Annotated in this window: 27 protein-coding genes; 13 read left to right on the top strand and 14 right to left on the bottom strand. The window is 50.6% G+C overall.

The features are described 5' to 3' along the window. Positions 1-86 precede the first annotated feature (86 nt). Positions 87-1,268, top strand: a complete 1,182-nt coding sequence (locus tag DFO56_RS06920; protein ID WP_045511606.1) for a CynX/NimT family MFS transporter — start codon at positions 87-89, stop codon at positions 1,266-1,268. A gap of 76 nt (positions 1,269-1,344) precedes the next feature. Here the strand turns inward: DFO56_RS06920 and DFO56_RS06925 are convergent, their stop codons facing one another. Continuing rightward, positions 1,345-2,052 carry a CTP synthase gene (locus DFO56_RS06925; RefSeq protein ID WP_020454046.1) on the bottom strand — a complete coding sequence of 236 codons (708 nt, stop codon included), beginning with the start codon at positions 2,050-2,052 and terminating at the stop codon, positions 1,345-1,347. A gap of 154 nt (positions 2,053-2,206) precedes the next feature. Here DFO56_RS06925 and DFO56_RS06930 point away from each other — a divergent pair, with 154 nt between their 5' ends. Both DFO56_RS06930 and DFO56_RS06935 read left to right on the top strand, forming a co-directional pair. Continuing rightward, complete coding sequence (locus tag DFO56_RS06930) at positions 2,207-2,710, top strand: DUF523 domain-containing protein (protein ID WP_045511650.1); 504 nt, start codon at positions 2,207-2,209, stop codon at positions 2,708-2,710. Then, positions 2,707-3,054 carry a DUF488 domain-containing protein gene (locus DFO56_RS06935; protein ID WP_020454048.1) on the top strand — a complete coding sequence of 116 codons (348 nt, stop codon included), beginning with the start codon at positions 2,707-2,709 and terminating at the stop codon, positions 3,052-3,054. The genes DFO56_RS06930 and DFO56_RS06935 overlap by 4 nt, the downstream gene beginning before the upstream one ends. On the opposite strand, the gene DFO56_RS06940 is transcribed toward DFO56_RS06935, so the two are convergent. Together DFO56_RS06940 and DFO56_RS06945 are read right to left on the bottom strand one after the other, a co-directional pair. Then, entirely contained in the window at positions 3,051-3,356 is a 306-nt protein-coding gene (locus DFO56_RS06940; RefSeq protein WP_045511608.1) for a hypothetical protein, read from the bottom strand. The genes DFO56_RS06935 and DFO56_RS06940 overlap by 4 nt on opposite strands. Before the next feature lie 92 nt (positions 3,357-3,448). Next, positions 3,449-3,682, bottom strand: coding sequence for a DUF333 domain-containing protein (locus tag DFO56_RS06945; RefSeq protein ID WP_020454050.1), 234 nt, complete (start codon positions 3,680-3,682; stop codon positions 3,449-3,451). Between the two features lie 318 nt (positions 3,683-4,000). Between DFO56_RS06945 and DFO56_RS06950 the strand changes: the two genes are divergently transcribed. The 4 genes from DFO56_RS06950 (at position 4,001) to DFO56_RS06965 (ending at position 8,932) form a co-directional block, all read left to right on the top strand. Continuing rightward, a complete protein-coding gene (locus DFO56_RS06950) occupies positions 4,001-5,029 on the top strand; it encodes a sensor domain-containing diguanylate cyclase (RefSeq protein WP_045511611.1) in 1,029 nt (342 codons plus the stop codon). A gap of 118 nt (positions 5,030-5,147) precedes the next feature. Continuing rightward, the gene (locus tag DFO56_RS25130; protein ID WP_071925284.1) at positions 5,148-5,201 is read left to right on the top strand and encodes a hypothetical protein; all 54 of its coding nucleotides are present in this window, start codon (positions 5,148-5,150) and stop codon (positions 5,199-5,201) included. A 98-nt stretch (positions 5,202-5,299) separates the two neighbouring features. Continuing rightward, positions 5,300-7,132 carry an EAL domain-containing protein gene (locus tag DFO56_RS06960; RefSeq protein ID WP_045511613.1) on the top strand — a complete coding sequence of 611 codons (1,833 nt, stop codon included), beginning with the start codon at positions 5,300-5,302 and terminating at the stop codon, positions 7,130-7,132. 210 nt (positions 7,133-7,342) lie between these two features. After that, on the top strand, positions 7,343-8,932 hold the full coding sequence (locus DFO56_RS06965) for a methyl-accepting chemotaxis protein (protein ID WP_045511621.1): 1,590 nt from the start codon (positions 7,343-7,345) through the stop codon (positions 8,930-8,932). Positions 8,933-9,169: 237 nt separating this feature from the next. Here the strand turns inward: DFO56_RS06965 and DFO56_RS06970 are convergent, their stop codons facing one another. Both DFO56_RS06970 and DFO56_RS06975 read right to left on the bottom strand, forming a co-directional pair. Continuing rightward, positions 9,170-9,976 (bottom strand): glycosyltransferase family 32 protein, encoded by an 807-nt coding sequence (locus DFO56_RS06970; RefSeq protein ID WP_233500382.1) that lies wholly within the window; start codon positions 9,974-9,976, stop codon positions 9,170-9,172. Between the two features lie 347 nt (positions 9,977-10,323). Then, complete coding sequence (locus DFO56_RS06975; RefSeq protein ID WP_020454056.1) at positions 10,324-10,578, bottom strand: hypothetical protein; 255 nt, start codon at positions 10,576-10,578, stop codon at positions 10,324-10,326. A 395-nt stretch (positions 10,579-10,973) separates the two neighbouring features. Here DFO56_RS06975 and DFO56_RS06980 point away from each other — a divergent pair, with 395 nt between their 5' ends. From DFO56_RS06980 to DFO56_RS06990, 3 genes are all read left to right on the top strand, one after another. Continuing rightward, entirely contained in the window at positions 10,974-12,518 is a 1,545-nt protein-coding gene (locus DFO56_RS06980) for a PAS domain-containing methyl-accepting chemotaxis protein (RefSeq protein WP_020454057.1), read from the top strand. Between the two features lie 56 nt (positions 12,519-12,574). Continuing rightward, the gene (locus tag DFO56_RS06985; protein ID WP_233500383.1) at positions 12,575-13,045 is read left to right on the top strand and encodes a GNAT family N-acetyltransferase; all 471 of its coding nucleotides are present in this window, start codon (positions 12,575-12,577) and stop codon (positions 13,043-13,045) included. 108 nt (positions 13,046-13,153) lie between these two features. After that, positions 13,154-13,468, top strand: coding sequence for a PTS sugar transporter subunit IIB (locus DFO56_RS06990; RefSeq protein WP_020454059.1), 315 nt, complete (start codon positions 13,154-13,156; stop codon positions 13,466-13,468). A 63-nt stretch (positions 13,469-13,531) separates the two neighbouring features. On the opposite strand, the gene DFO56_RS06995 is transcribed toward DFO56_RS06990, so the two are convergent. Both DFO56_RS06995 and leuE read right to left on the bottom strand, forming a co-directional pair. Beyond that, the gene (locus DFO56_RS06995; protein ID WP_045511627.1) at positions 13,532-13,822 is read right to left on the bottom strand and encodes a hypothetical protein; all 291 of its coding nucleotides are present in this window, start codon (positions 13,820-13,822) and stop codon (positions 13,532-13,534) included. A 16-nt stretch (positions 13,823-13,838) separates the two neighbouring features. Continuing rightward, entirely contained in the window at positions 13,839-14,477 is a 639-nt protein-coding gene (gene leuE / locus DFO56_RS07000) for a leucine efflux protein LeuE (protein ID WP_045511630.1), read from the bottom strand. 552 nt (positions 14,478-15,029) lie between these two features. Between leuE and DFO56_RS07005 the strand changes: the two genes are divergently transcribed. Next, entirely contained in the window at positions 15,030-15,269 is a 240-nt protein-coding gene (locus tag DFO56_RS07005; RefSeq protein ID WP_020454063.1) for a DinI family protein, read from the top strand. 71 nt (positions 15,270-15,340) lie between these two features. Here the strand turns inward: DFO56_RS07005 and tolA are convergent, their stop codons facing one another. Next, positions 15,341-15,760: a cell envelope integrity protein TolA gene (tolA, locus tag DFO56_RS07010; protein WP_052679814.1), complete on the bottom strand. Its 420-nt coding sequence runs from the start codon at positions 15,758-15,760 to the stop codon at positions 15,341-15,343. Between the two features lie 301 nt (positions 15,761-16,061). Then, the gene (locus DFO56_RS07015) at positions 16,062-16,562 is read right to left on the bottom strand and encodes an anti-virulence regulator CigR family protein (protein ID WP_045511634.1); all 501 of its coding nucleotides are present in this window, start codon (positions 16,560-16,562) and stop codon (positions 16,062-16,064) included. Positions 16,563-17,305: 743 nt separating this feature from the next. Here DFO56_RS07015 and DFO56_RS07020 point away from each other — a divergent pair. Beyond that, entirely contained in the window at positions 17,306-18,724 is a 1,419-nt protein-coding gene (locus DFO56_RS07020; RefSeq protein WP_045511653.1) for a DUF2974 domain-containing protein, read from the top strand. 1 nt (position 18,725) lies between these two features. Next, complete coding sequence (locus tag DFO56_RS07025) at positions 18,726-19,463, top strand: ankyrin repeat domain-containing protein (RefSeq protein WP_045511636.1); 738 nt, start codon at positions 18,726-18,728, stop codon at positions 19,461-19,463. A 246-nt stretch (positions 19,464-19,709) separates the two neighbouring features. Here the strand turns inward: DFO56_RS07025 and DFO56_RS07030 are convergent. The 5 genes from DFO56_RS07030 to DFO56_RS07050 all read right to left on the bottom strand — a co-directional run bounded on the left by DFO56_RS07030 (position 19,710) and on the right by DFO56_RS07050 (position 22,423). Then, positions 19,710-20,830, bottom strand: a protein-coding gene (locus DFO56_RS07030; protein WP_114413845.1) for an IS3 family transposase whose coding sequence is annotated in 2 segments (ribosomal slippage) — positions 19,710-20,572 and positions 20,572-20,830 — 1,122 coding nt in all. Because the reading frame shifts where the segments join, the coding sequence is not laid out codon by codon here. Between the two features lie 78 nt (positions 20,831-20,908). Then, entirely contained in the window at positions 20,909-21,133 is a 225-nt protein-coding gene (locus DFO56_RS07035) for a hypothetical protein (RefSeq protein WP_045514817.1), read from the bottom strand. A 75-nt stretch (positions 21,134-21,208) separates the two neighbouring features. Beyond that, a complete protein-coding gene (locus DFO56_RS07040) occupies positions 21,209-21,679 on the bottom strand; it encodes a lysis protein (protein WP_045514819.1) in 471 nt (156 codons plus the stop codon). After that, positions 21,676-22,116, bottom strand: a complete 441-nt coding sequence (locus tag DFO56_RS07045) for a lysozyme (protein ID WP_045514823.1) — start codon at positions 22,114-22,116, stop codon at positions 21,676-21,678. Before DFO56_RS07045 ends, DFO56_RS07040 begins: the two co-directional genes overlap by 4 nt. Further along, positions 22,100-22,423 (bottom strand): phage holin, lambda family, encoded by a 324-nt coding sequence (locus tag DFO56_RS07050; protein ID WP_045514827.1) that lies wholly within the window; start codon positions 22,421-22,423, stop codon positions 22,100-22,102. The genes DFO56_RS07045 and DFO56_RS07050 overlap by 17 nt, the downstream gene beginning before the upstream one ends. Positions 22,424-22,681 lie beyond the last annotated feature (258 nt).

Raw genomic sequence — 22,681 nt, forward strand, 5'->3', positions numbered from 1 at the left:
TTTAGCGATAAAGTGTCATTCTAGCTTGATTCAAACCGGAGAAAAAAACGTTATCGTAGCGGCCTGTTATTTTTTTAGAGAAGACAATGACTAACAGCCTCCCCTCCCGCGGTAAGCAAAGCGTGCTGCTGATTGCCGGGATCCTGATGATTGCCACCACGCTGCGCGTCACCTTTACTGGCGCAGCGCCGCTGCTGGATGCGATTCGCGCGGAATATGGGTTAACCACCGCGCAAACCGGAATGCTCACCACCCTGCCACTGCTGGCTTTTGCCTTGATATCGCCACTGGCGGCCGGTGTGGCGCGCCGTTTCGGCATGGAACGCAGCCTGTTCGCGGCGATGGTGCTGATTTGCCTTGGTATCGCCCTTCGTTCCCTGCCCTCAGCACTGCTGCTGTTTACGGGTACAGCGATCATCGGTTGCGGGATCGCACTCGGCAACGTGCTGCTGCCGGGGATAATAAAACGCGACTTCGCCCAACATGTGGCGAAACTGACAGGCGCTTACTCACTCACTATGGGCGCAGCGGCGGCGCTCGGCTCGTCGGTCGTTGTGCCGCTGGCGCAATACGGTGCAGGCTGGCATGGCGCATTATTGATGCTGATGATCTTTCCGTTACTGGCGCTGTTGCTGTGGCTCCCCCGGCTGTGCCACGGCGCACCTGCGGCACTCAGTAACGCCGGCGCGCTGCATAGTCGCAGGATCTGGCGCTCCTGGCTTGCCTGGCAGGTCACACTGTTTTTAGGGATCAACTCATTAATCTATTACATCGTCATTGGCTGGCTGCCGTCGATTCTGATAGCGCACGGCTTCAGTGAAGCGCAGGCGGGATCAGTACATGGCATTCTGCAACTGGCGACAGCAATGCCGGGGCTGCTGGTGCCGCTGGTTCTGCACCGGTTGAAAGATCAGCGCGGTATCGCTGTCGTGGTCGCGCTGCTGTGTGCTGTCGGTTCACTGGGATTGTGGCTGGTACCGGAACATGCCACGCTCTGGACCCTTGTTTTTGGCTTTGGCTCCGGCGCGACGATGATCCTCGGGTTAACGTTTATCGGTCTGCGTGCCAGCTCCGCTCACCAGGCTGCCGCGCTTTCCGGTATGGCGCAATCGGTCGGTTATCTGCTGGCGGCTTGCGGGCCGCCGCTAATGGGGAAAATTCATGATGCCAGCGGCGACTGGCATCTTCCGCTGCTGGCCTGTGCTGTGTTATCGGTGGTTATGGCGGTTTGCGGGGCATTCGCCGGGCGCGATCGCGAAATGGCGTAAGGCGTGCCAGCCACTCACCACCGCTTCCGGAGGGGATTCAGAGGTAGAAAAAAAACAGGCCCGCAGGCCTGTTTTTTTATTCACATGCCGCGCGCAACATCGCCTGAACCAGCGGTACCGGACGCCCGGCGAGCGCCGCGCGTTCATGCTGGAACAAGGTGGCAACAAAAAACGGGTGCGTCACCAGCTCCACAGCACGGATCTCTCCGTCTTCATCCCAACCGGTAACCCGCAGATCGCCGCTTTCCAGCTCGCGGGCAAACTCTTCTGCTACGCCAAAGCTGCACCGGTAGGCTTCTTCAATCAGTTCACGACCATAAGCGCGGGCAATTAACGTGTTAGGTCGCAGTTCGATAGCACCGTTTTGGTCCACCAGCGCACAGGTCAGCGGCGTGATCACCATCCGGCCGACGTTTTCCGTTTCGGCGTGCGCCGCATCTGCCCAGCCCAGAACATTGCGGGCATATTCAATGACCGCATGCTGGAAGCCGCCGCACGTCCCGAGGAACGGCACCGCGTTTTCACGTGCGTATTTAATGGCGATAAAGGCGCCATTGGCGTTTTTATAGGGGCTTCCCGGTACAACCCAGATGGCGTCATAGCCAACCAGATCTTCATCGCTGTTGATTTCGCTGGTGGGTAACCAGTCGTAATCCGCGGTGATTTCCAGCACGGCAGCGGCATCATCAATCGCCAGTGGGATCGCCTGATGTGCAACAACATCGTGGCTGTAATCGCCGACCAATGCGATGCGTAATGTTTTTTTCGGAGGAATGTGATGCATGAAAGTGTCCTTATGCCGGAGCGGATAACGAATAACATAAGGAATATCACATTAGCTGTCTTTTAATGTAATCACAACACCTTAAAATCAGCAGGCATATATCATGCAAAATTATGAAAAAATAGTTTTCCGGCAAGGCATTAGGGCAAATGAGATGCACCAAACTAAAATTCTTGTCAGCGCGTGCCTGATGGGTTTCAACGTGCGTTACAACGGCAGTGCTAAAGCGGCGCTACATGAGGCGCTACGACGCTGGCAGCAGGAAGATCGTCTGGTGATCCACTGTCCGGAACTGGCCGCCGGTTTACCCGTGCCGCGAAGACCGGCGGAAATTATCGCCGGCCACGGCGCAGACGTGATGCGTGAACAGGCGCGGATTGTCGAAAACGATGGGCGGGACGTTACCGCACACTATCAGTTAGCCGCCTGGCTGGCGCTGCAGGCTGCGCAGAACGCGGGATGTCGCGCAGCCCTGCTCACCGATGGCAGCCCCACCTGCGGCAGCCAGTTTATCTATAATGGAACCTTTAGCGGCACGCGTCGGCAAGGTATGGGCGTAGCGGCCGCGCTACTGGAAGAACACGGCATTCGCGTCTTTTCCGATCGGCAATTACCGGCGCTGGTGGCGTGGATTGAAGAGATGGAGAGGTCACAATGATCCAGTGCAAACGGGTATATGATCCCGCCGCCGATGACGACGGCTATCGGGTGTTAGTCGACAGGCTCTGGCCGCGCGGCATCAGGAAAACGGATTTGGCCTGCGATGAATGGAATAAAACGCTGGCACCATCAACAGAACTGCGCAAAGCGTTTCACGGCGAAGCCATTGATTTTGCCGCGTTCAGTGAAAGCTACCGTCAGGAACTTGCCGCGCAGGAAGAGGCAGGAAAAACGCTGGCGGCACGCGGGAAAAAAGGTACCGTGACGCTGTTATACGCGGCAAAAAACAGTGAGCAGAACCACGCGCTGGTGCTGGCTCAGTGGCTGCGCTCGCTGGCTTAACCGATAACGCGCTCGCGCACATCCTGAGGTTCGCTGTCCGGCTGCAGCGGCATCAGATGTTCGGCGCGCACAAACGCGAAGCCATGCTGACCATCAAAAGCGGTCACATCGCCGGTCACCAGCCACAGCGCACGCATGGCATTACGTGGCATTTCTGTTACCACGCCGTTCACCGGATTAAGAAAACGCTCGCCGGGCTGACACAGCCCAAAAAGCTCAACGGATTTGCCAATATTGCTGCGGCCATTGGCGGTTTGGGCACCGATAATTAAAGCCGGGCTGCCCGGACGTAACTGGAACATGCTTCTCTCATGCGCTCCCGCGCCAGCTGAAAATAGGATAATTCTGAGAGAGAAGTGTACCCTGGCGACCCGGCGATTGTCACGTGGTGCAATTACGGGTGATCGCGCCGCCACAGCGCCCATTCATCGATCACTTCGCCGCCCGGCAATTTGCACTCGGTGCGTACGCCTTGTGGGCTTTGCACCGGCACGCGCTCGCCGCCCCGCTGCTGGCAGTAAACCGCCGCCGGGTTAGCCATACCGATTTGTGGGGGGCGGGGAGATTCAGGCTGTGTGGCAGAACACGCCGCGAGAACAACAGGTAACGCCAGTAACCAATAACGCATCTTTTTTTCCTTAAATCGCCTGTAAACCGCTTTCCAGCATAGCCATGCAACAGCGATATCTCCATGATTTCTCCATTCTTACTGCACTTTCAGCGGGTATAGTTAGCCTCGTTCTCACCCATGACCAGAGAACATCATTCCGTAATCAATGAGTTTTTGCCCCGCTTCATCAACGGGGCTTTTTTTCGTTCTCGCCTGCAACTTTTTAATGCCACCCCGCTACGATATGTAAATCATGTTTTTTTCATGATTTAATGACGCGCCATAAAATCTTCAGCTTTAATGTCCATATCACCAGGGCACAGGAGTAAAAAAGTCATGTCCGATTTCATTCTTGCCCGTGTCTCTGAAACGCTGTCAAAAGAACACTCGCTTGAAGGGCTAGTTCGCCAGTTTCTTGAAATGCTGGAAATGGTGACAGATATGGAATCGACGTACTTAACGAAAATTAGTGACAACCCCCGCCTGCAGCACATTGTCTATTCCCGCAACAGTAAACAGCTTGATATCCCGGAAGGGTTCTCCCTGCCGTGGGGCGATAGCCTGTGCAAACGCGCACTGGATGATGGCTGCCCGTTCAGCAATGACGTAGCCAACCGCTGGAAAGATTGCGAAGCGGCGCAGGCGCTGGGCATCACCACCTATTTAAGTACCCCGGTTCATCTGGCCGACGGTTCGCTTTATGGCACGTTATGCGCTGCCAGCCATGCCAGAAAATCGCTGAGCATGCGTGGTAAACAGGTCCTGCGACTGTTTGCCAGGCTGATTGCGCAATTCATTGAAAAAGAGAGTCTCGTTGATCAGTTGCGCGAAGCTAACGCGGCGCTGATCGCCTACTCCTATACCGATGCGCTGACCGGGCTACCCAACCGGCGCGCTATCTTCGAAAATCTCGCAGCGCTATTTTCCCTTGCACGCCATCTGGAAATGCACGTGATTATCGCTTTTATCGATCTCGATAATTTCAAAGGCATCAATGATCAGTTGGGACATGAGGCTGGCGATCAGTTTCTGATTGAAGTGGGTAAACGGCTGGCGACGGATCGCGGTAAAGACGATATCGTCGGGCGTCTTGGCGGTGATGAGTTTTTACTCGCCTGCCTGGGCGGGCCGCTGAAGCAGGCGGAAGGTATCCATTTAACGTCGCTGAAAAAGAGCCTCGACAAACGCATTACCGGCGAATATCAGCTCGGGGAAAAACGAATTTTCTACCCGGGCGCCAGCGTGGGCGTCATCGAAATCAACCCGAAATTGACCGATGCCGAGGGTGCGTTACAAGCGGCAGATGAAGCGATGTATCACGTGAAGAAGAATAAAGAAAAAAAACCTTTTATTCGTCTCGATTAAGCATATCTCTGTGATATACAGGCTTGAGAAAAATCTCATTTTCTTCTATTTCTTATACAATTGATTTCTGGCGATTATCGCCAGCAAAGGAGTTTTCGTGAGAAAGACAACCATCATTATGCTCGTCGTGGCGGTTATTGCTGTGGCCGGAACCCAATTCGGTTGGTGGTAATTGCGCGTCAGGATTTTTATTAAGCGGTAAGCCTAAGCGCATGATGGAGTCATCTGAACAGAACACCACCGTCTCATTGATTTGGGCAGGAGCTCGCTATGTTCACTGGTCTCAAAAAAAGCGAAAGCAAACGGCTTGCCGCACTGGAGCTGCTGAGTAAGGAAGATAAATCCCGCGATGCAGCACTAGCCGAGTTTGCGCGTCTGGCATGTGAAGTGATGGGCGTCGAAGGATGTTTTATCACAACATTCGACGACGAATATCAATATATCAAATATGTTAAGAATATCCCGATTGAGCACGTCAAAATTCGTATCGAACAGACCATGTGCCAATATTCGCTGCACGGTTGCCAGACCGTTATTAGTTCCGATACTCGGCTTGATGAACGATTTAATCATCAACCTTTGGTAAAAAGCGGCAATATTCTTTTTTACGCGTCGGCACCAATGATAAATAAAGACGGCACGGTGCTGGGCACGTTATGTGTCAGTCATCCTGAAATTTATACGCCAACATCACGCCAGATAACCAATTTCCACCGCGTCGCCGCGCTCGCCACCGTTTATCTTGAATCCTGCTATACCATTGGGTTAATCGATGCCCTCACCGGTTTACCGAATCGTCAGTTTCTGGTGAAAGAGATGGAGCGACTGACGCTGGAAAAAACGAGCGGCAGCTACGCCCTGATGATTTTTGACTGTATTGATATGCCGCGCGCGTATGAATTATCCCGCTACCTGGGCGTGGAAGCGCTGGAGAAGATGCTGCGCAGTTTCGGGCCACTGCTGCGCTTGCGCTTAAAGCTGAAAGAAGAGACCACGCTGTATGCTTTCACCACCGGGCGCTACGCTGTGCTGGTCGATATGGACTATGCGCTGACGCTGGCAAAACGGGCGGAAAAATTGCCTGGAATAAAGGCGAAAATCACCGGCGACATTGATATCAATCTGACGATCCATGCAGGCTATGTGAAATTTTCGCCGCAGGATGATAACGTGCAGGAGATTGTACGCCAGGGCATCAGCGCGCTGCATGAATCAATCCGCGAAAAGATCCGGGTGTTGCAGTTCAACCCGATTCTCGATCACAAGCGGAATAAAGATTTTAAGCTGCTCTACGATCTCAGCGAGGCAATCAAAGCCACCGATCAGCTCTACCTCGTTTTTCAACCTAAGATTTCGCTGCGTTCTGGCAAAACCGAAGGCGTGGAAGCGCTGTTACGCTGGAAGCACCCGGAACTGGGACAGATCTCACCGGCAGTGATTGTGGCGCTGGCGGAAAAAACCACGCTGATGACGGACTTGACGCAGTGGGTGATTAAGTCGGTGATTTCTCAGCTTAAACAGTGGAAACAGCAAGGTATTCTGCTGCCGGTGTCCATTAACGTCACGGTCAGTGATTTTTCGCGCCCCGGATTTGCCGATGAACTGGAACAGAACGTGCTGGCCGCCGGGCTGTTCACCTCGGATGTCCGTATTGAATGCCTGGAGACCGAGAAAGTGCTGGAAAGCGATCCGGCACTGGAAGAACTTGATCGTTTAAAATTGCTTGGCTTTACCATTTTGCTGGATGACTTTGGCGCTGGATACAGCAATATCAGTTATTTACGTCGCATTCCCATCGATGTGATTAAGCTCGACCGTTCGCTGGTAAGCCAGGTCACCACTGACACCGGCAGCCGGATTATCGCCCGCAACGTCATTATGATGCTCAAAGAGTTGCATTATGTGGTGCTGGCGGAAGGGATTGAAGATCTGGAAACCGCGCGAATGCTTGCCGAATACGGCTGCGATGAAGCGCAGGGCTATCTTTTCTCACGTCCGCTATCACCCGAGGAGATCCCGGCCTGGCTCGCGGATAACAAACCGTTCCGCTTATTATCGAAGATGGCGACAGAGCCGCAGCAGCAACATTTGTACGGTTCGTAATGTCGATAAATTAGCCTGACTGTTGTATTTCCCAACAGTCAGGCTTTGTCACGAAAATGTCATAAAAAACCGATCACATTCCGCTTCAAGTAGTTAACTCAAATTCTGCGTGTTTACTGCCCTTCCCTCATTAAAGCTGTGCTTAAACCCGTCGATATTGCTGGTGTGCGCTCATTTTTGCGCCTCACTGACTATGGGAAGTATCGATTGATGAAACTCAACCATCTCACTATCGGGCAACGGCTCGGTTTCCTGGCGGCCATTCTTTTACTGGCAACGCTGTTTATGGGTATTCGCGGGTTGTCGATTAACGCCAGCGGATTAGTACAAAACCAACAGATCATGGCCACGGAGAAGGTGGTTGCGGAGAGTATCGACACGGCCCGCAACGCGCAGGTGCAGTTTAAGATTCAGGTGCAGGAGTGGAAAAACACCCTGCTGCGCGGCACGCAGGGACAACAAGCGTTCGACAAGTATAAAAACGCCTTTGTCGAACAGAGCCAGAAAACGCAGGCGCTGTTGAAAACGCTCAGCGAACTGCTGCCGCAAATTGGGCTGCCCAATACCGAGGCCATCAAGACCATCAATTTACATGCTGAACTGGAAAGCCATTATCTGGCTGCGCTGCAGCAATACAGTGTTCAGGACGCCACCAGCGCCCAACGCGTCGATCATCTGGTGACAGGAATCGATCGTGAACCGACACGGATGATTGATGAGATGGTCGCCAGCACGCTGAAACAAGCGGAGCTTATCCGTGCGCAGACCGACGCGAGTAATCATGAGCATTACCAGCAGACACGCCTGATGCTCATGCTGGTAATGGCCTTCACGTTGATGGTCGGCATGCTGATCACCTGGTGGCTGATCCGCAGTATCACTCACCCGCTGGCACAGGCGGTATCGGTTGCCCGCAATGTCGCAGCCGGTGATTTACAGTCTGCTATCGTGGTGTCCGGGCGCGATGAAACCGCCGAACTGATGCAGGCCCTGCAGGAGATGAACGGTAACCTGACGCGTATCGTTACCGGCGTGCGTTCCGGCACCGAAACGATTGCCGGTGCGTCGCAGCAAATCGCCAGCGGCAGCCGTGAGCTTTCGTCGCGTAATGAAGCGCAGGCCAGCGCGCTGGAACAGACGGCGGCATCGATGGAAGAGCTCACCTCGGTGGTAAAAAACAACGCCGAGAATTCGCGTGTTGCCAGCGATATCACCCGGGAAGCGACCCGTGTGGCAAACCAGGGCGGCGAAGTGGTGGAAAAAGTTGTCACCACGATGAGTGAAATTAATCAGCTCTCCGGCGAAATCAGCAACATTATTGGCGTAATCGACAGTATCGCCTTCCAGACCAATATCCTGGCGCTGAACGCTGCCGTGGAAGCCGCACGAGCAGGAACCGAAGGCCGCGGCTTTGCGGTTGTCGCCTCTGAAGTTCGTGCGCTGGCACAACGTTCCGCGACAGCGGCGAAAGAGATCAGTGATTTGATCCAGCGCTCAGTCAGTCGTATTGATGAAGGCAATACGCTGGTGAAAAACGCCGGTAACGCCATGGAAGAGATCATGCAAAGCGTGGGACGCGTCAGCCAGTTAGTGGAGACGATTTCGCTGGCCAGTAATGAGCAAAGTACGGGCATCGATCAGGTACACATCGCTATTACCCAGATGGATGCCGCCACGCAGCAGAACGCTACGCTGTCGCAGGAATCTTCAGCCGCCGCGCACGCGATGCAGCAGCAGGCTGAGAATCTGCTGGAGATGGTGCAAATTTTCAAACTGCATGAGCAGCGCATCCCGGCATAGCTCCTGATGACCAGCTCCGGGCACGGCTCCGGGTTGGTCAATCAGCAATAGTGATGAATTAATACGCTGATCATAAATTTTATCAATCCAACCGCAGAAAAATTTGCGTTTGCGCACTTTATGCCTACAGGTTATAAAGTGCGCAAGTGATGGATATACGCTTTAACAATCTCAAAAAATCTTCGCTGGCAGTTTTGATGTCGAAACTGCCATCTTTCTTTTACTTTTCTCTTCCCTTCAGGTACAACGCGACTTTAGCTTGCTCAGCACCTTCCTGCTCTCATTAATCGTATTTTTCTTCAAACGCCAGAACGGAAAAACAAAAGCGCGCCAGAGTAAATAATAGAAATGATCCGCTCCGGTCAACGTAACAACAGGCGTTCGTAATTTGCTGTAGTGGCTTGCATTAAATTGTTTAATGACTTTTTTACTGACATTGCGATAAACCAGCCCCACGTCACGGTGATTTTCCCGCTGGCGAAAACGCTCACACTTACGCACTTTTTCTATACCCAGCGTAAACGGAATTGGCCCGGTGGTATTTAACACCCCCCGCATTCCGACACCATAGCGCCACGGCTTATAGCGTTTAAGCCGCTCAACGACCTCATCAATAACAGCTTTAATATAAGGTGAAGCCGGAGCGACAATAATATTCCATTGCTGGTACTCGCCATTTTTCAGAAAAGCAAGCTCTTCATGTTTGCCCATATTATTATCGCAACCCTGCGGTTTATTATCCCAGTTACATAATAATATTTCGCAATCTGGCGGAATAACTTCGCTAAACGGAACAGTGCAAGAGCTTTTGATATCTAAATAAACGCCACCTTCACGATACATCAATAAATAGCGAAAAAAATCCGCGCGCGCAGCGCCATACTGCGGATTTATTTTTTCATATAACGCCAGCATCTCCTGACCATAATGCTCATGCAGATAGGCCAGCATTTTTTTCTCGTCGTAAAAATAATATTCCCAGCCGGGATTTAATTGCCTGAGACTGTCGATGGAGGCATGCACCTCTGCCGGTAGCGCTGCCATCCCCCGGGTGTAGACCTGGTGGATCTTATGCGGGATCGTATTCATCATCTATCCTAAGCTCATTAACTTTAAATACCTGAAAGGTAAAAACATAAAAACGGCTAAAGTATGAGAAAAAAGATAATGCGTTAATCTGACATTAGCATTACGCAGAGTCGGATAATTGTCTTGCAGAATCGTCTGCAACTGCCCTTGCCTGTTCTCAGTCAAGGGCGCGGAAATTTAACTTAAGGTTCTGCATGACCACGGAAAAACGGCTTTCCCGGTGGAAAAATGCCCGGTCCGGAAAAAAGTGAAGGGTTGCGTCAGCTCGCCCGGCAGAGGCGAGCCACGCTCGCTGTTGCGGTTTAATGCGTACGCAGGATATAGCTTATCGCATCCTGTTCCGATAGCCCGTACCCCTTCATAAAAACATCCATCGACTCATCCTGCGTCTCATTGAATAACGTTCCGCCGCCGCTGGTCTGCAGCTCGCCGGACACGACATCGCCCCTTTCGACATCGTAGCTCCCCAGTAGCTCCGCGACAGCGAACTCGCCGTTCTCATCGCGGATAACAATAAACCCAATGCGGTGTTCGTGATGAACGACATTACCTTTCATATGAACAATCCTTTCGTTGTTGTTCATTTCAGATTAGCTGAATCCGTACGCAGCGGAAATGCTCATTGCTGTATTTAGTGAGCCAGAGAACGATTCAGCTATTTATTTATGTGCCTTATCTTAAATATTCGTCAGCACACTAACTATCTGGCATGTTCACAAACGGCCTTTCTGACCAGGCGATAAAAAATTCAGATATATAATGTTTTTTCAATCTAACCATAATTAAAGCACTTTTATTTTGTATGGCTATGTTTATGGCGCAAAACCTCTTTTTGTTTTACGGTTATCAGAAGTGCGTCAAAAAATATAAAGCTCAGAGTGAACCATGCCGTAAATAGATATAAGAATTTAGCAATATCCCACGCCCTTCCTTTTTCCCGAGAATACTCACTATGCGCAACAATGAGCCCGTTACACAGCAAGAGTACGTTTTCGATAATGATGCAACGTTAATGTCCACCACCGATCCGGACAGTTACATCAATTATGCCAATGATGCATTTATTGATGTCAGCGGCTTCTCACTGGAGGAGATCAAAGGCCAGCCGCACAATCTGGTGCGCCATCCGGATATGCCAAAGCAGGCGTTTGCCGATATGTGGTCGACATTGAAACAGGGAGAACCCTGGACAGCACTGGTAAAGAACCGCCGCAGTAATGGCGATCATTACTGGGTGCGCGCTAACGCGATTCCGGTGATTCGCCAGGGAAAAGTGAAGGGTTACATGTCGGTGCGTACCCGGCCAGCGGCAGAAGAAGTTACTGCCGCCGAAGAGGTTTATCGCCAGTTTCGTGAAGGCCAGGCGAGCGGTCGACGTTTCCATAAAGGGTTAATTATCCGCACGGGCCTGATGCGCTGGCGCTCCCTGTTTGTCACCATGCCTCTGCGCTGGCGGTTACGTTCGGCGTTGATCATCGCGTTGCTATTCAGCCTTGCCGCTGCCTGGGGGCACGATCTGACGCCCGGTCAACTGGTCAGTTTCGCCAGTTTTATGACGCTCCTGCTGCTGTTTATCAATATCTGGCTGGAGCTGCAAATTGTCCGCCCGATTGAGCGCTTGTACCGCCAGGCTTTACAGGTGGCGAGTGGCGAAGCACATCAAGTCGATCAACCCAATCGGGTAGATGAAGTCGGTATGACATTGCGCGCGATAAGCCAGCTCGGGCTGATGTTTCGCTGGCTGGTCAACGATGTCAGCGGCCAGGCGATGACCGTGCTGAAAGCCTCGGAGTCTCTGAGACAAGGCAATGATGACCTGAGCCGCCAGACAGAACAGGCGGCGGCGAACGTTGAGCAAACGGCCGCGACGATGAACGAATTAACCGCCACGGTAAAAAGCAACCGGGAAACCGCCGCCGAAGTCACCGCCTTGTCACAAGGTACGCGCGATGCCGCACGGCAAGGTGGCCAGGTGATGCACCAGATGATAGAAATGATGACGGCGATTGCAGAAAGCTCACGGCAAATCGCCAGTATCACCAGTATTATCGACAGCATCGCCTTCCAGACCAACATTCTGGCGCTGAACGCGGCAGTTGAGGCGGCGCGAGCGGGTGAACAAGGTAAAGGTTTTGCCGTTGTCGCAGGAGAGGTACGCAGTCTGGCGCAGCGTAGTGCGCGAGCCGCCAGCGAAATCAAAGCATTGATTGAGAATAGCGTGACGCATGTTAATTCCGGCAGCCAACTGGCGGACGACGCGGGAAAAACCATGAAGGAGATCGTTGAGCAAGTGCAAAATGTGACCTCGCTGATAGCACAGATCAGCGCGGCAACCGCCGAGCAGGCAACGGCGTTGAGTGAAGCCAGCCTGGCGGTGGAAGATCTGGATAAGATCACCCACCAGAATGCACAACGAGTACAAGAAGGAGCGGAAGCAACCGGTCGCCTGAACCAGCAGGCCATTCGCCTGGCGGAAGCGATATCGGTATTCCGGTAACCCTTTGCAAAGCGAGCTCCGGGCGAAAACGCCCGGAGAATACATTGAGGTCGAAAATGATTCGGTTACGTCCCATGTCAGCGGCTGAATTCGCTGATTTCGTTGCTTATTTTATCCCTGATTATGCTACAGAAATTGCAGCAAATTACCGTTTATCCCAGGATGAGGCGACAGAACAAGCCAGGCGAGAAATCGAAACCAGTTTGCCGGAGGCGCAGAAAACACCCGGCCATTCATTGACAACGATTACGCTTGTCGACAACGGCATGACCCGGATTGTGGGATCGCTATGGTACAGAGCCGACTTTATCGATAAATCCGCTTTTATTTATGATTTTTACCTGCGTCCTGCCTTTCGCGGCAAAGGTTTGGGAAGCCAGGCAATGCAATCTCTGGAGTCAAATCTTCGCGCGGCGGGGATTCGGCAAATTAAACTTCGCGTGGCGACCGAAAACGAACATGCCAGAAAAGTGTATGAAGCGAATGGTTACCAGATTACTGGCTATAACATGAATAAACTGCTTTGAATTATGCCTGCATGAACTTTCGTATTAGGTGGTGTAAACCTGGATATCGCGCTCATTTTCTCGCCAACGACGGGCATAGTGTGGTCGCAACTACCAGAGGAGGCACCTATGAAAAAACTATTAATATGTTGTCTTTTTGGCAATACCGCCACATCACTGGCCAAAAAGATGCAAAAAGCGGCTAATGAACATGGTTATCCCCTGCTCGTCAGCGCTGTCGGCGTGGATAACTTCGCCAGCGTCGCCCCTGCTTTTGACTGTTTTTTAGTTGCGCCGCACATTCAGTACAAACTTGGTGAACTCAAAAATCACATAGCTGAAGAAGCCCCCATTGCCATTATTGAAAGTTACCCTTTCGCGTCGATGGATGGAGAAAAAGTATTGAGATTTGTAATGGATCGTATGCCTGAATTAACACAGTGAACCCGTCAAAACCACGTCTTCGGACGTGGTTTTTTTAGCGATCAGGTTATTGCACTGGGATAATTATTTGCGACAAAGATAAGCGACCACCATTTTCAAAAGGTGGATAGCCACGGGTAACAAGACAATCAGCTGGAAAAAATGAACGGCATAGATTGAAAACTGCATCACGCCCGGCGCGGTTAAATAATTTATCACCGGCGTATAAATCACCACTTGCCACGCCAGCAGATACAACCCCATCAACAGCGCAAAAACCACAACGCTATAAAGCAGAAATGTGGCCAGTTGTTTTCCGCTTAATGTATGGCTACGGCGAAAAGCATTTCGGTAAGCCGCGATGTAGAAACGCATCTCTATTGCCTCAGGTTCAGGATTGCAGCGTCGCCAGGCGTGCGGCAAAACCAACAAAAACCAGCCCCAACAGTGAGTTACCCAACCGGGTGAGCTTTTTCCTGGTTTTTACCCACTGTGTGAGATACGAACCGGAAACGATCAGGAAACTGAAATAGCAGAAACTGATCAACTCCAGCGTACTGGCGAGAATAAAGAATGACATCCCTGGTTTTGCAAAGGTAATGTCGATAAATTGCACAAAGAAGGAGACATAAAACAAAATCGCTTTCGGATTCGTCAGGCTTAATATCAGCGCCCGCTTGAAGATATCGCCTTTATGCACGTCATGGTCGCCCTCTTCTTTCGCGCCACGTTTGAGCGTGCTGTACAACATTTTGACGCCAAGGTAGAGCAGATAAAACGCCCCAAGATAGCGAACGATGTTGAATAATACCGGCGTGGTTTTAATCAGCGTGGCAACGCCTGCATAGGCCAGAAACATCAGGACCGCATCACCAATAAACACGGCACTCGCTGCAACGTAGCCATTTCGTAATCCATGGGCAACACTGGTTTTCAATACAAAAAAGGTATTCGGCCCCGGCAATAAAATGATGAAAATAGCACCGATAAAATAGGACCAGTAACTGAGAACTCCATATTCGGCAAACACAACAACTCCTGTAAAACAATACATAAAACTTATAGATACAACAGTATCACACCGCCGCCGCGGCGCACAGGAGTACGCACAAAATGCGGTTGAAGCGTAGATTAGTGCTGCCGATAATTGCTCAATGTGCCTGGCGAAAGTAGGTTTTAAGTAAAATTAATTACTTTAATGCTCGTCTTCATTATTAAGCGGGTATATGTCTTTATCTCCGGTCTGGTAATGAAATATAGTCAGGTGCTCAATGTTAATGCCGCCATGCCCGACATGAACCCGATCGCTAAAAATAGTGCGTTTTAGACCATCCCGAAGATCTATCAGGCTTGTGACGGCATTCGTTCCAGCATGAGATAAACGGTGAGCATTTTAAAAAGGAAGAGAGTGTCAATTAAACACGACTGACCATCCTGCCTCGTGTGGGATTTTTTTGTGCAACGCCTTCCATCACTGCCCAAAGATCGCCCCCTTGCTAAACGCAAAAGGATTCTTTGCTTGAATACTGGCTTTTCATCCAGTATAAGTGCTGTACGAAAAAACAGTGAAAAGGGCTGCCTTGTGTTTGTTGAACTGGTTTATGACAAGCGTAATGTTGCGGGTTTACCCGGCGCTAAAGAGATTATCCTCGAAGAACTAACTAAACGTGTGCACCGCATCTTTCCTGATGCCGACGTGCGCGTAAAACCGATGCAGGCCAATGGCCTGAACAGCGACGCCAGCAAAAGCGATCGTGAAAAGCTCAACCGTATGCTCGAAGAGATGTTTGAAGAGTCGGACATGTGGCTGGTGCAGGAGTAATTTTCTCCCCCCTGCACCGGCAGGCAATAGTGAAAAAGCGAGTCGCTTATCTTTGCCTCCTGTATTCCCCATTACAGTTTGAATTCCAGCGTCGCGTTTTTTAAGGCCGCATACGCCGCTGGTGAAGGTAGTTTCGGGAGTCTCGCTTGCGTGACAGCGATAATAGCCGCGCGGCAAAGCGCTAGATCGCCGCTTATCGGCCGCGCATCTTCTAAAGCGCCATTCTCAGCAAGACTGATTTGCAGCGTACATGATTTCCCTGCGTAACGATCCCCCTCAAAAAGGTGGCTTTCAGTCGCCGATTTGATCTGCCCTGCATAGCGGTTGATATCGCTTTCCGCCGCGGTTACCTGTGTCCCTTTATACCCGGCAAACATGTTATCGACCTTATCGTTCCCCCCTGCGCGCTGCGTTGCAGAACCGGTCTTGGTGCAACCCGGGAGTAATAATGACGTTACCAATAGCACCGCATATCCGGCGTTAATTTTCATTATCTTCCTTTGTAAGGCTTATTTTATAAAAGGGAACAATTTAACAAATAGCGACCGGCAATTATATTCCGCCGGCCTGTATTTGCCTTAAGTCAAAAAAATATTCTACTCGTCTGTCATCACCCTAAGCGTAGAGCTCATTGAGCAGCGGAAGGCAATTTTCAATCCTTGCCTTTTCGTCTGAAAAACGCCAACGCTGAGACGGACTTGTTAAGTATTCACAGAATTCGCGTCTTTCTTTTTCCGGCGTATAAAAAAGCCCCGCAGGTTGCGGGGCTTTGTGGGTAAAACGTGAGCTGTATTAATTAAAAACACCATTGATGATCGCGGTAACAATAGCGGTGCTCAGCGCGACCAGAACCAGATCATCTCCGACAATGCGCCACTCATAACCGGGATAGTAAGGCAATTGGCCAAGCATGGAGGCCGGTACTGCTTTTTTTGCAATCCCCGGAGGCAAGGGTTTGCCACGGGCAAGATTTTTCGCAATCCCCGGCGGGAGAGACTGATAGCCGGTCAGGCCGTAATTGACTGCCAGGGAACGGGCACGCGAGGCACTAATATCTGACTCAACATGGTCCGGCTTTCCATAGTTTTTACGGTTAACCTGGTCATCGGAAGAGGGGTTATTACTTTTATTAGCATGGTTACCGCTATTGCCATGATTGCCGTTACTGTTGCCATGACCGCCGCCGTTTCCATTACCATTACCATTTCCCGGATTTGCGAATACAGGCGCGGAAAATACGGCCAACGAAATCACCGCCGCAAGTGCAGCATTAAGAGTGCGACGTTTAAACATGATCTTTATACCTCTAAAGTAAGCACACATTATTAGAGTAAATAGTATTTATTGCCTCAACCATATAGCGGATTCTTATTTTTAATTAGGCTGGTATATAACCATAAAAAACGGGAACCAACCGGGCCCTGTTCTTATTTAACCCAGAAACTGGATCACATGTGCGCGATAATCGGGTCGCTCATGCCTTTGTCGCTCAGATCTGCAGACTCAACCTAGCCCATGTGGCGTAATAATGATTGATGAGACTATCTATATCCCATTGATAAAAATAACGAATTTACGCTCTCGATATGTTGAGTTTACAATGAGCAATAACCCTATGATTATAAAACTTTCTTTGATAACCACTTTTTTTCACAACGTCGCGAGTCGTTTTTGTTTTGGTTTCGAGCACAAGTATTAATAAAACAAAAGCATAACATGCGTTAACACGACTTATCCGTAAGCAGCTATTCAATTCCTGGGAAGCCTATTTAATCCGCTTTCATCGTCGCTGGGCGTAGTTCAAGTTCCCTCTTACCAACCCCAAAAAGCCCATGAAACTTACCCACTGATCCTGGTAGGCGACTTTTAGTGTCATTACTGTAAATTTCTGCAAGAATTTATATGCTTCTTTATCGGGCCGGGTTGGAGTTTGCCAGCGACCGGACTGCGGATTCCCTCCCGCAAAGCCGTTATTTCTCTTCAGGAGAACAAATGCACACCCGTAAATGGAATGGCGTGAACCGGGAGTCGGTATCATGACAAATTACATGTCATTGACCTACATTTTTGAAGAAAAAGTCGCTCCGTGGCGATTTTCATTCATTATCCATCCTCAACTCGCAGTGCAAAGAATCAGAACGATGCCTCCCTCTTCGGTAAGTGCCATGCTAAGCCGTCAGGACACGCTTCGCTCACGTAATGGCGCAAATCCCAATCAGTCAGGTCGGGATATACGTACTGTCGCTGCAGTGGATCTTGAACGTGGCACAATGGTGGCTATCGATGACAGCTTCCGTTTATGGTCGCCGGTGACAGCGCTGTTCTTCATTGATAAGGAGGGGCGCCTTCAGCTTTTTTCGATGAATCTGTCCGTTACTTATCCGGTGAGCTCTATCACCCGTCGCTATGAAGAAATGGTCGGTATATTCGGTAAACGTCCCCCGCCAACAGATATACCTCGAGGGCAATTTACGCGCACTGATTCACCCATGCGAGGTGAAGAACCCAGCGCGGGTGGCGGTCGTGGTAGCCGACTGGATGAGCCCACTCGCCCCCTCACAAAAGCCGAGCGCTGGCAGGAGAGAAAAAATCTCATCAGTAAAGGCCAGCGTAGCGTATATCCCGATGCGCAGACGGCAGCTAACCGGCTGGCAGAGAATAATGTGGCCGTTGAAAAGGCGAAGCTTGCTCAGAACGTTTATGGACGTGCGGGACAACCAATAAACGCTCTCGAATCGATGCCGGATGTGCCCGAGGGGTGGGTTGATATAAGTAATGATGAGAATGCCTTGTCCTCTCTTGGCTTAAAACGCGAGATGTTGTTTGACAAGGCGGTTGAACCCAATTTTTTTAGTCGCGTTTATGCCCCTGACAAATATGTTTTTGGAGATGATATGAACCCAACAGTTGTTTTCAGGGGGACGCGACCAGATAAAACGGCCGACTGGGGCAATAATTTTGCTCAGGGAGCAGGCTTTAGCTCATCGTATTATGAAAAAGCAGTAAATATTGGCCGCATGATTGCAGAAAATGCCAGCAAAATTGACATAGCTGGCCATTCTCTTGGCGGCGGACTGGCTTCTGCAGCCGGAATGGCCAGCGGTCAGCAAACGTGGACATTCAACGCCGCAGGGCTCAATCACGAAACGGTCGAAAAATATGGTGCCCAACTTATGGGTGATGGCTCTGCAATATCCGCCTACAGAGTCAATGGAGAGATGCTGACTAAAATTCAGGAAGTGAGCATTAAGGACCTGACAGATGCGAATTTTGACACATCCCTTTTTGCACTAAAAACAGGCGTTTCAAATATGTTCCCTAATGCGATAGGTAACCCCACCGGGCTTACTGGAGGTACTGGAAGCATGCTGGACAAACACAGTATGGTACAGGTAATAAACTGCATTGAGGCGCAAAAGGATGAGGATATTGGAATCATTAAAAGTAGGGTTTAGCATGCAAAAACTCGCATCCGTGATGCTTTTTTCTTTTCTGTTTGTTCTTTTATCGGCGTGTAATGATATGAAAAAGATAGATCCTGAAAAACATTTTGCCGGCCCGCAGCTGGTTCTGGCTAAAGCTATTCAGGCTGCAGACAGTGAATCAGTTCTTCGGCTGTCAAAAGTCACTGACCTGAACACACCAGGACATGAACAACTGACTCTGCTTTTTTTTGCTCTTAATGAGGCCATGTATAATGGCAACGCTCAAAAAAGGTTAGATATTGTCACCGAGCTTGTGCGCGCTGGTGCAGATCCCCAGCAAGCTCAAACGAATATGCCAGGGACACCCGCTCAGATGATGGCTATGGGTGACAAGGATATTTGGTTAAAAGCTATGCTTGACGGCGGGCTTGATCCAAATTCTCGGGATAAATTACTGAATGTTCCTCTTATTTTTTCAGCATTAAATTCAAAAAACACAGACACGCTTGCATTGTTAATAGAACGGGGTGCCGATGTAAACACCCGGGATACCCTGGGTAACACTCCGCTTGTTGACGCTTTTTTTAAAGCCGATTTGGATAAAGTTGACTTTCTGCTGGAGCACGGAGCTAACCCTAACCCCGTGAATAAGCAAGGGCGTTCCTTCAGTCAGATAGTTGATAAACATCTGCAGCAAATTAAGCAAGGTACTGAATATTACAATAAGGTATCGGAATTAAAGGAAAAAATTCACAGCATGTCCCAATAAGTGGCTGGCAGGGCCCAAATACATTGCGTTGGGTCCTGCAAAGTGAAGATAAAATCTCATGATCTCCCCCGTTGGTTGACATACCCCAATATGAATAATGTCTTCATCAGCAATGTGAAGAGATCCCCATAAAGAAGCCTTTACCTGGCCTATAGAGTCAATGGCGATATGCTAACAAAAACTCAGGAAGCTAGTTTTTCACACCTCTTAGAGGCTATGACCTGCCCCCGGGATTAGATACAACCTTCAGTTAGTAATATCGGTTGGTTTTTCTTCATATTTCCTGTTTCGCCAGTCCGTTGCGAATTCAGCTGGTGTCTGGTAATCCAGCGATGAATGGGGACGGCACTCGTTATAATCCTGCCGCCAGTCATTAATCGTTTTCCGGGCATGAAGAATATCGCTGAACCAGTGTTCATTCAGACACTCATCGCGAAAACGTCCGTTAAAACTCTCAATAAATCCGTTCTGCGTTGGCTTACCTGGCTGGATAAGCCGTAGTTCCACACTATGCTCAAAGGCCCATGGATCGAGCGCGCGGCAGGTAAATTCCGGGCCCTGATCGGTTCTTATTGTCGTCGGATCCCCCCGAAACAACGCGATGCGGTCCAGAATACGCGTGGCCTGAACGCCTGAAATACCGAAAGCAGCGGTGATCGTCAGACACTCCTTCGTGAAATCATCCACACAGGTCAGGCATTTGATCCTGCGACCATTGGCCAGTGCGTCCATAACGAAATCCATCGACCATGTCAGGTTCGGTGCATCCGGGCGCAGAAGCGGAAACCGCTCGGTCGCCAGCCCTTTACGGCGCCGTCTGCGTTTTACGCTCAGTCCATTAAGGTGGTAAATACGGTATACCCGCTTGTGATTGACGTGAAGGCCCTCCCTACGCAGCAACTGCCAGATGCGCCGATAACCAAAACGTCTGCGTTCAGGCGCCAGCTCAGTAATACGCCCTGATAAATGTGCATCAGCAACCGGACGCTGAGCATCATAACGGCAGGTCGACAGGGACAAACCTGTCAGCCGGCAGGCACGACGTTGCGACAGACCGGTCGCATCACACATCAACACCACGGCTTCCCGCTTCTGGCCTGTCGTCAGTACTTTCGCCCCAGAGCCACCTGAAGCGCCTCCTTATCCAGCATGGCTTCGGCAGGCAGCTTCCTGAGCCTGGCGTTCTCTTCCTCAAGCGACTTCAGGCGCTTAACCTCGGGCACCTCCATACCGCCATACTTCTTACGCCAGGTGTAAAAGGTGGCGTCGGAAATGGCGTGCTTACGGCAGAGCTCACGGGCAGAAACCCCGGCTTCAGCCTCGCGGAGAATACTGATGATATGTTCGTCGGAAAAACGCTTCTTCATGGGGTTGTCCTCATGTTGCTGATGAAGACATTACTAACATCGCGGTATATTAATCAACGGGGAGCAGGTCAGGTACAACTAACAAGAATTTTTTGCTAACCAATCCGCCGCAGAGCGCATTTGTTTAAAGGCCTCTTTTTTAGCCAGTTCCTCTAACTCAGCAAGCGTTGCTTCATGCTGGTAAGGCAACTTCAGATACAGAGACACGTTTTCACCACCCGAATCGGGATCGGTATAAATCGTCACTTCTGCATAGACAGTATCGCCCTTAACACGTGTGAAATGTCCAATGTCTATTTCCATAGTTCACTCAAGTAAGATGCATTGAATCATAATTATGCATCACAATGAGCCATGCATAAACGTTGAGCTTCACCGCTATTTAAGGCATTGCTGCCTGATGTAGTCCTGCAAATAGTTCACTTGCCCGGTGATGGTTTCGATTCTGGCTCTGAGACGCCAATAATCCCGCTCAGCGGCTCCAGTAAGTTGGGGGCTGGTTGCATCGCCCATGCTGCCGGAGGTGGACGCTCCGTCCTTTCTACAGGTGGCGTTGAGTTGCAGCCTGCGTTTGCCAGCAGCAACATCGCGTTCAAGCTGATCAATAGTGGCCTGTGCATGTGCCAGTTCTCCGGTGTATTTGGCATCCAGTGCGGCAACGTCGCGCTGACGGGTCTGCATATCAGTGATGGTATCTTTTGCCAGTTTTAAATCGCTGGTGGCTTTATCGCGCTGCTCTTTATAGGTGATGGCGTTGCCGCGGTAGCGACTTACCAGCAGTCCAAGCACGGTGATGAAAGCGATAACTGACAACTGAAACCAGTAGCGTTTTACCAGCGCGCCAATCACGACAGGAACAGAGCGCTCTCTGCCTCGCGACGTCGGGTAAGACCAGCCAGCACCTGCCCGCCTGCTTTGTTCCAGCACAGGAATTCATCGGCAGCGCCGAGGTAATCACCTGCGTTAAGCTTTTTCAGCAGCGTTGAGGTGGAGAGCGCGCGGGTGCCGAGGTTGTAGGCGACAGAAACCAGCGCATCGAACTGGCCCTGCGTCAGTTTAACTTTTACCAGTTTCGACACGTCGCTTTCATAGCCAACAAGACCGGTTCGCAGCAGGCGTTCTGCCGTGTCCTCTTTGATTGTCATCCCTGCGCGGATCGGCTTTCCATCGACAGGGCGTGTCCAGCCATAGCCGATCGTCCACACGCCAACGCTGTCCTGATACGCCGTCAGCCGCATACCTTCAAACTGCTTAATTAAAGCAATTCCTCTATTGCTGATTCGCATCGTCCACTCCTGCTTTTCTGGCGGCAAAACGCTTGATAAACCCGCCGATAAAATCGGTCCCTACGTAGCCAATAAATACGCTGGCTATGTACGTCAGGTTTTTAGCCATGCCGAAGAAGTCCAGCAGGTCACGTGCGAACCAAGCAATCATCGCGCACATGGTGGCATCAATGAGCGTTTTCACAACCGGGCCACCGTTATAGCGCCCGCGCAGATACGCCATAGCAAACGCCAGTATTGCGCCGATACCCTGCTCTTTAGCAGCCAGTAGAGCAGCAATGAAATCTTGTTTGTAGGGCATTTTAATAGTTTCTCACCTCGCTATTTGCGGAGGCTGTGTGCGTGAAAAGATGAGCCGACTTGGGGATTTAGCAGTGAACAATTTGTGAATGGACATGGTGTCGGCAGCATTTGGAACTTATCTGAGGTAACTGTGAATACTTGTTGTAAGTAAAACGATCTTTATCAACTGAATCGCCACGGGTTTAACAGACACCTCAGAGTCATTTAAGATGGCTTAAAGAGAGGTGCCCATGAGCGGTAAGCGTTATCCCGAAGAGTTTAA

Source organism: Kosakonia sp. AG348 (assembly GCF_003337365.1).
Taxonomy (GTDB): Bacteria; Pseudomonadota; Gammaproteobacteria; order Enterobacterales; family Enterobacteriaceae; genus Kosakonia.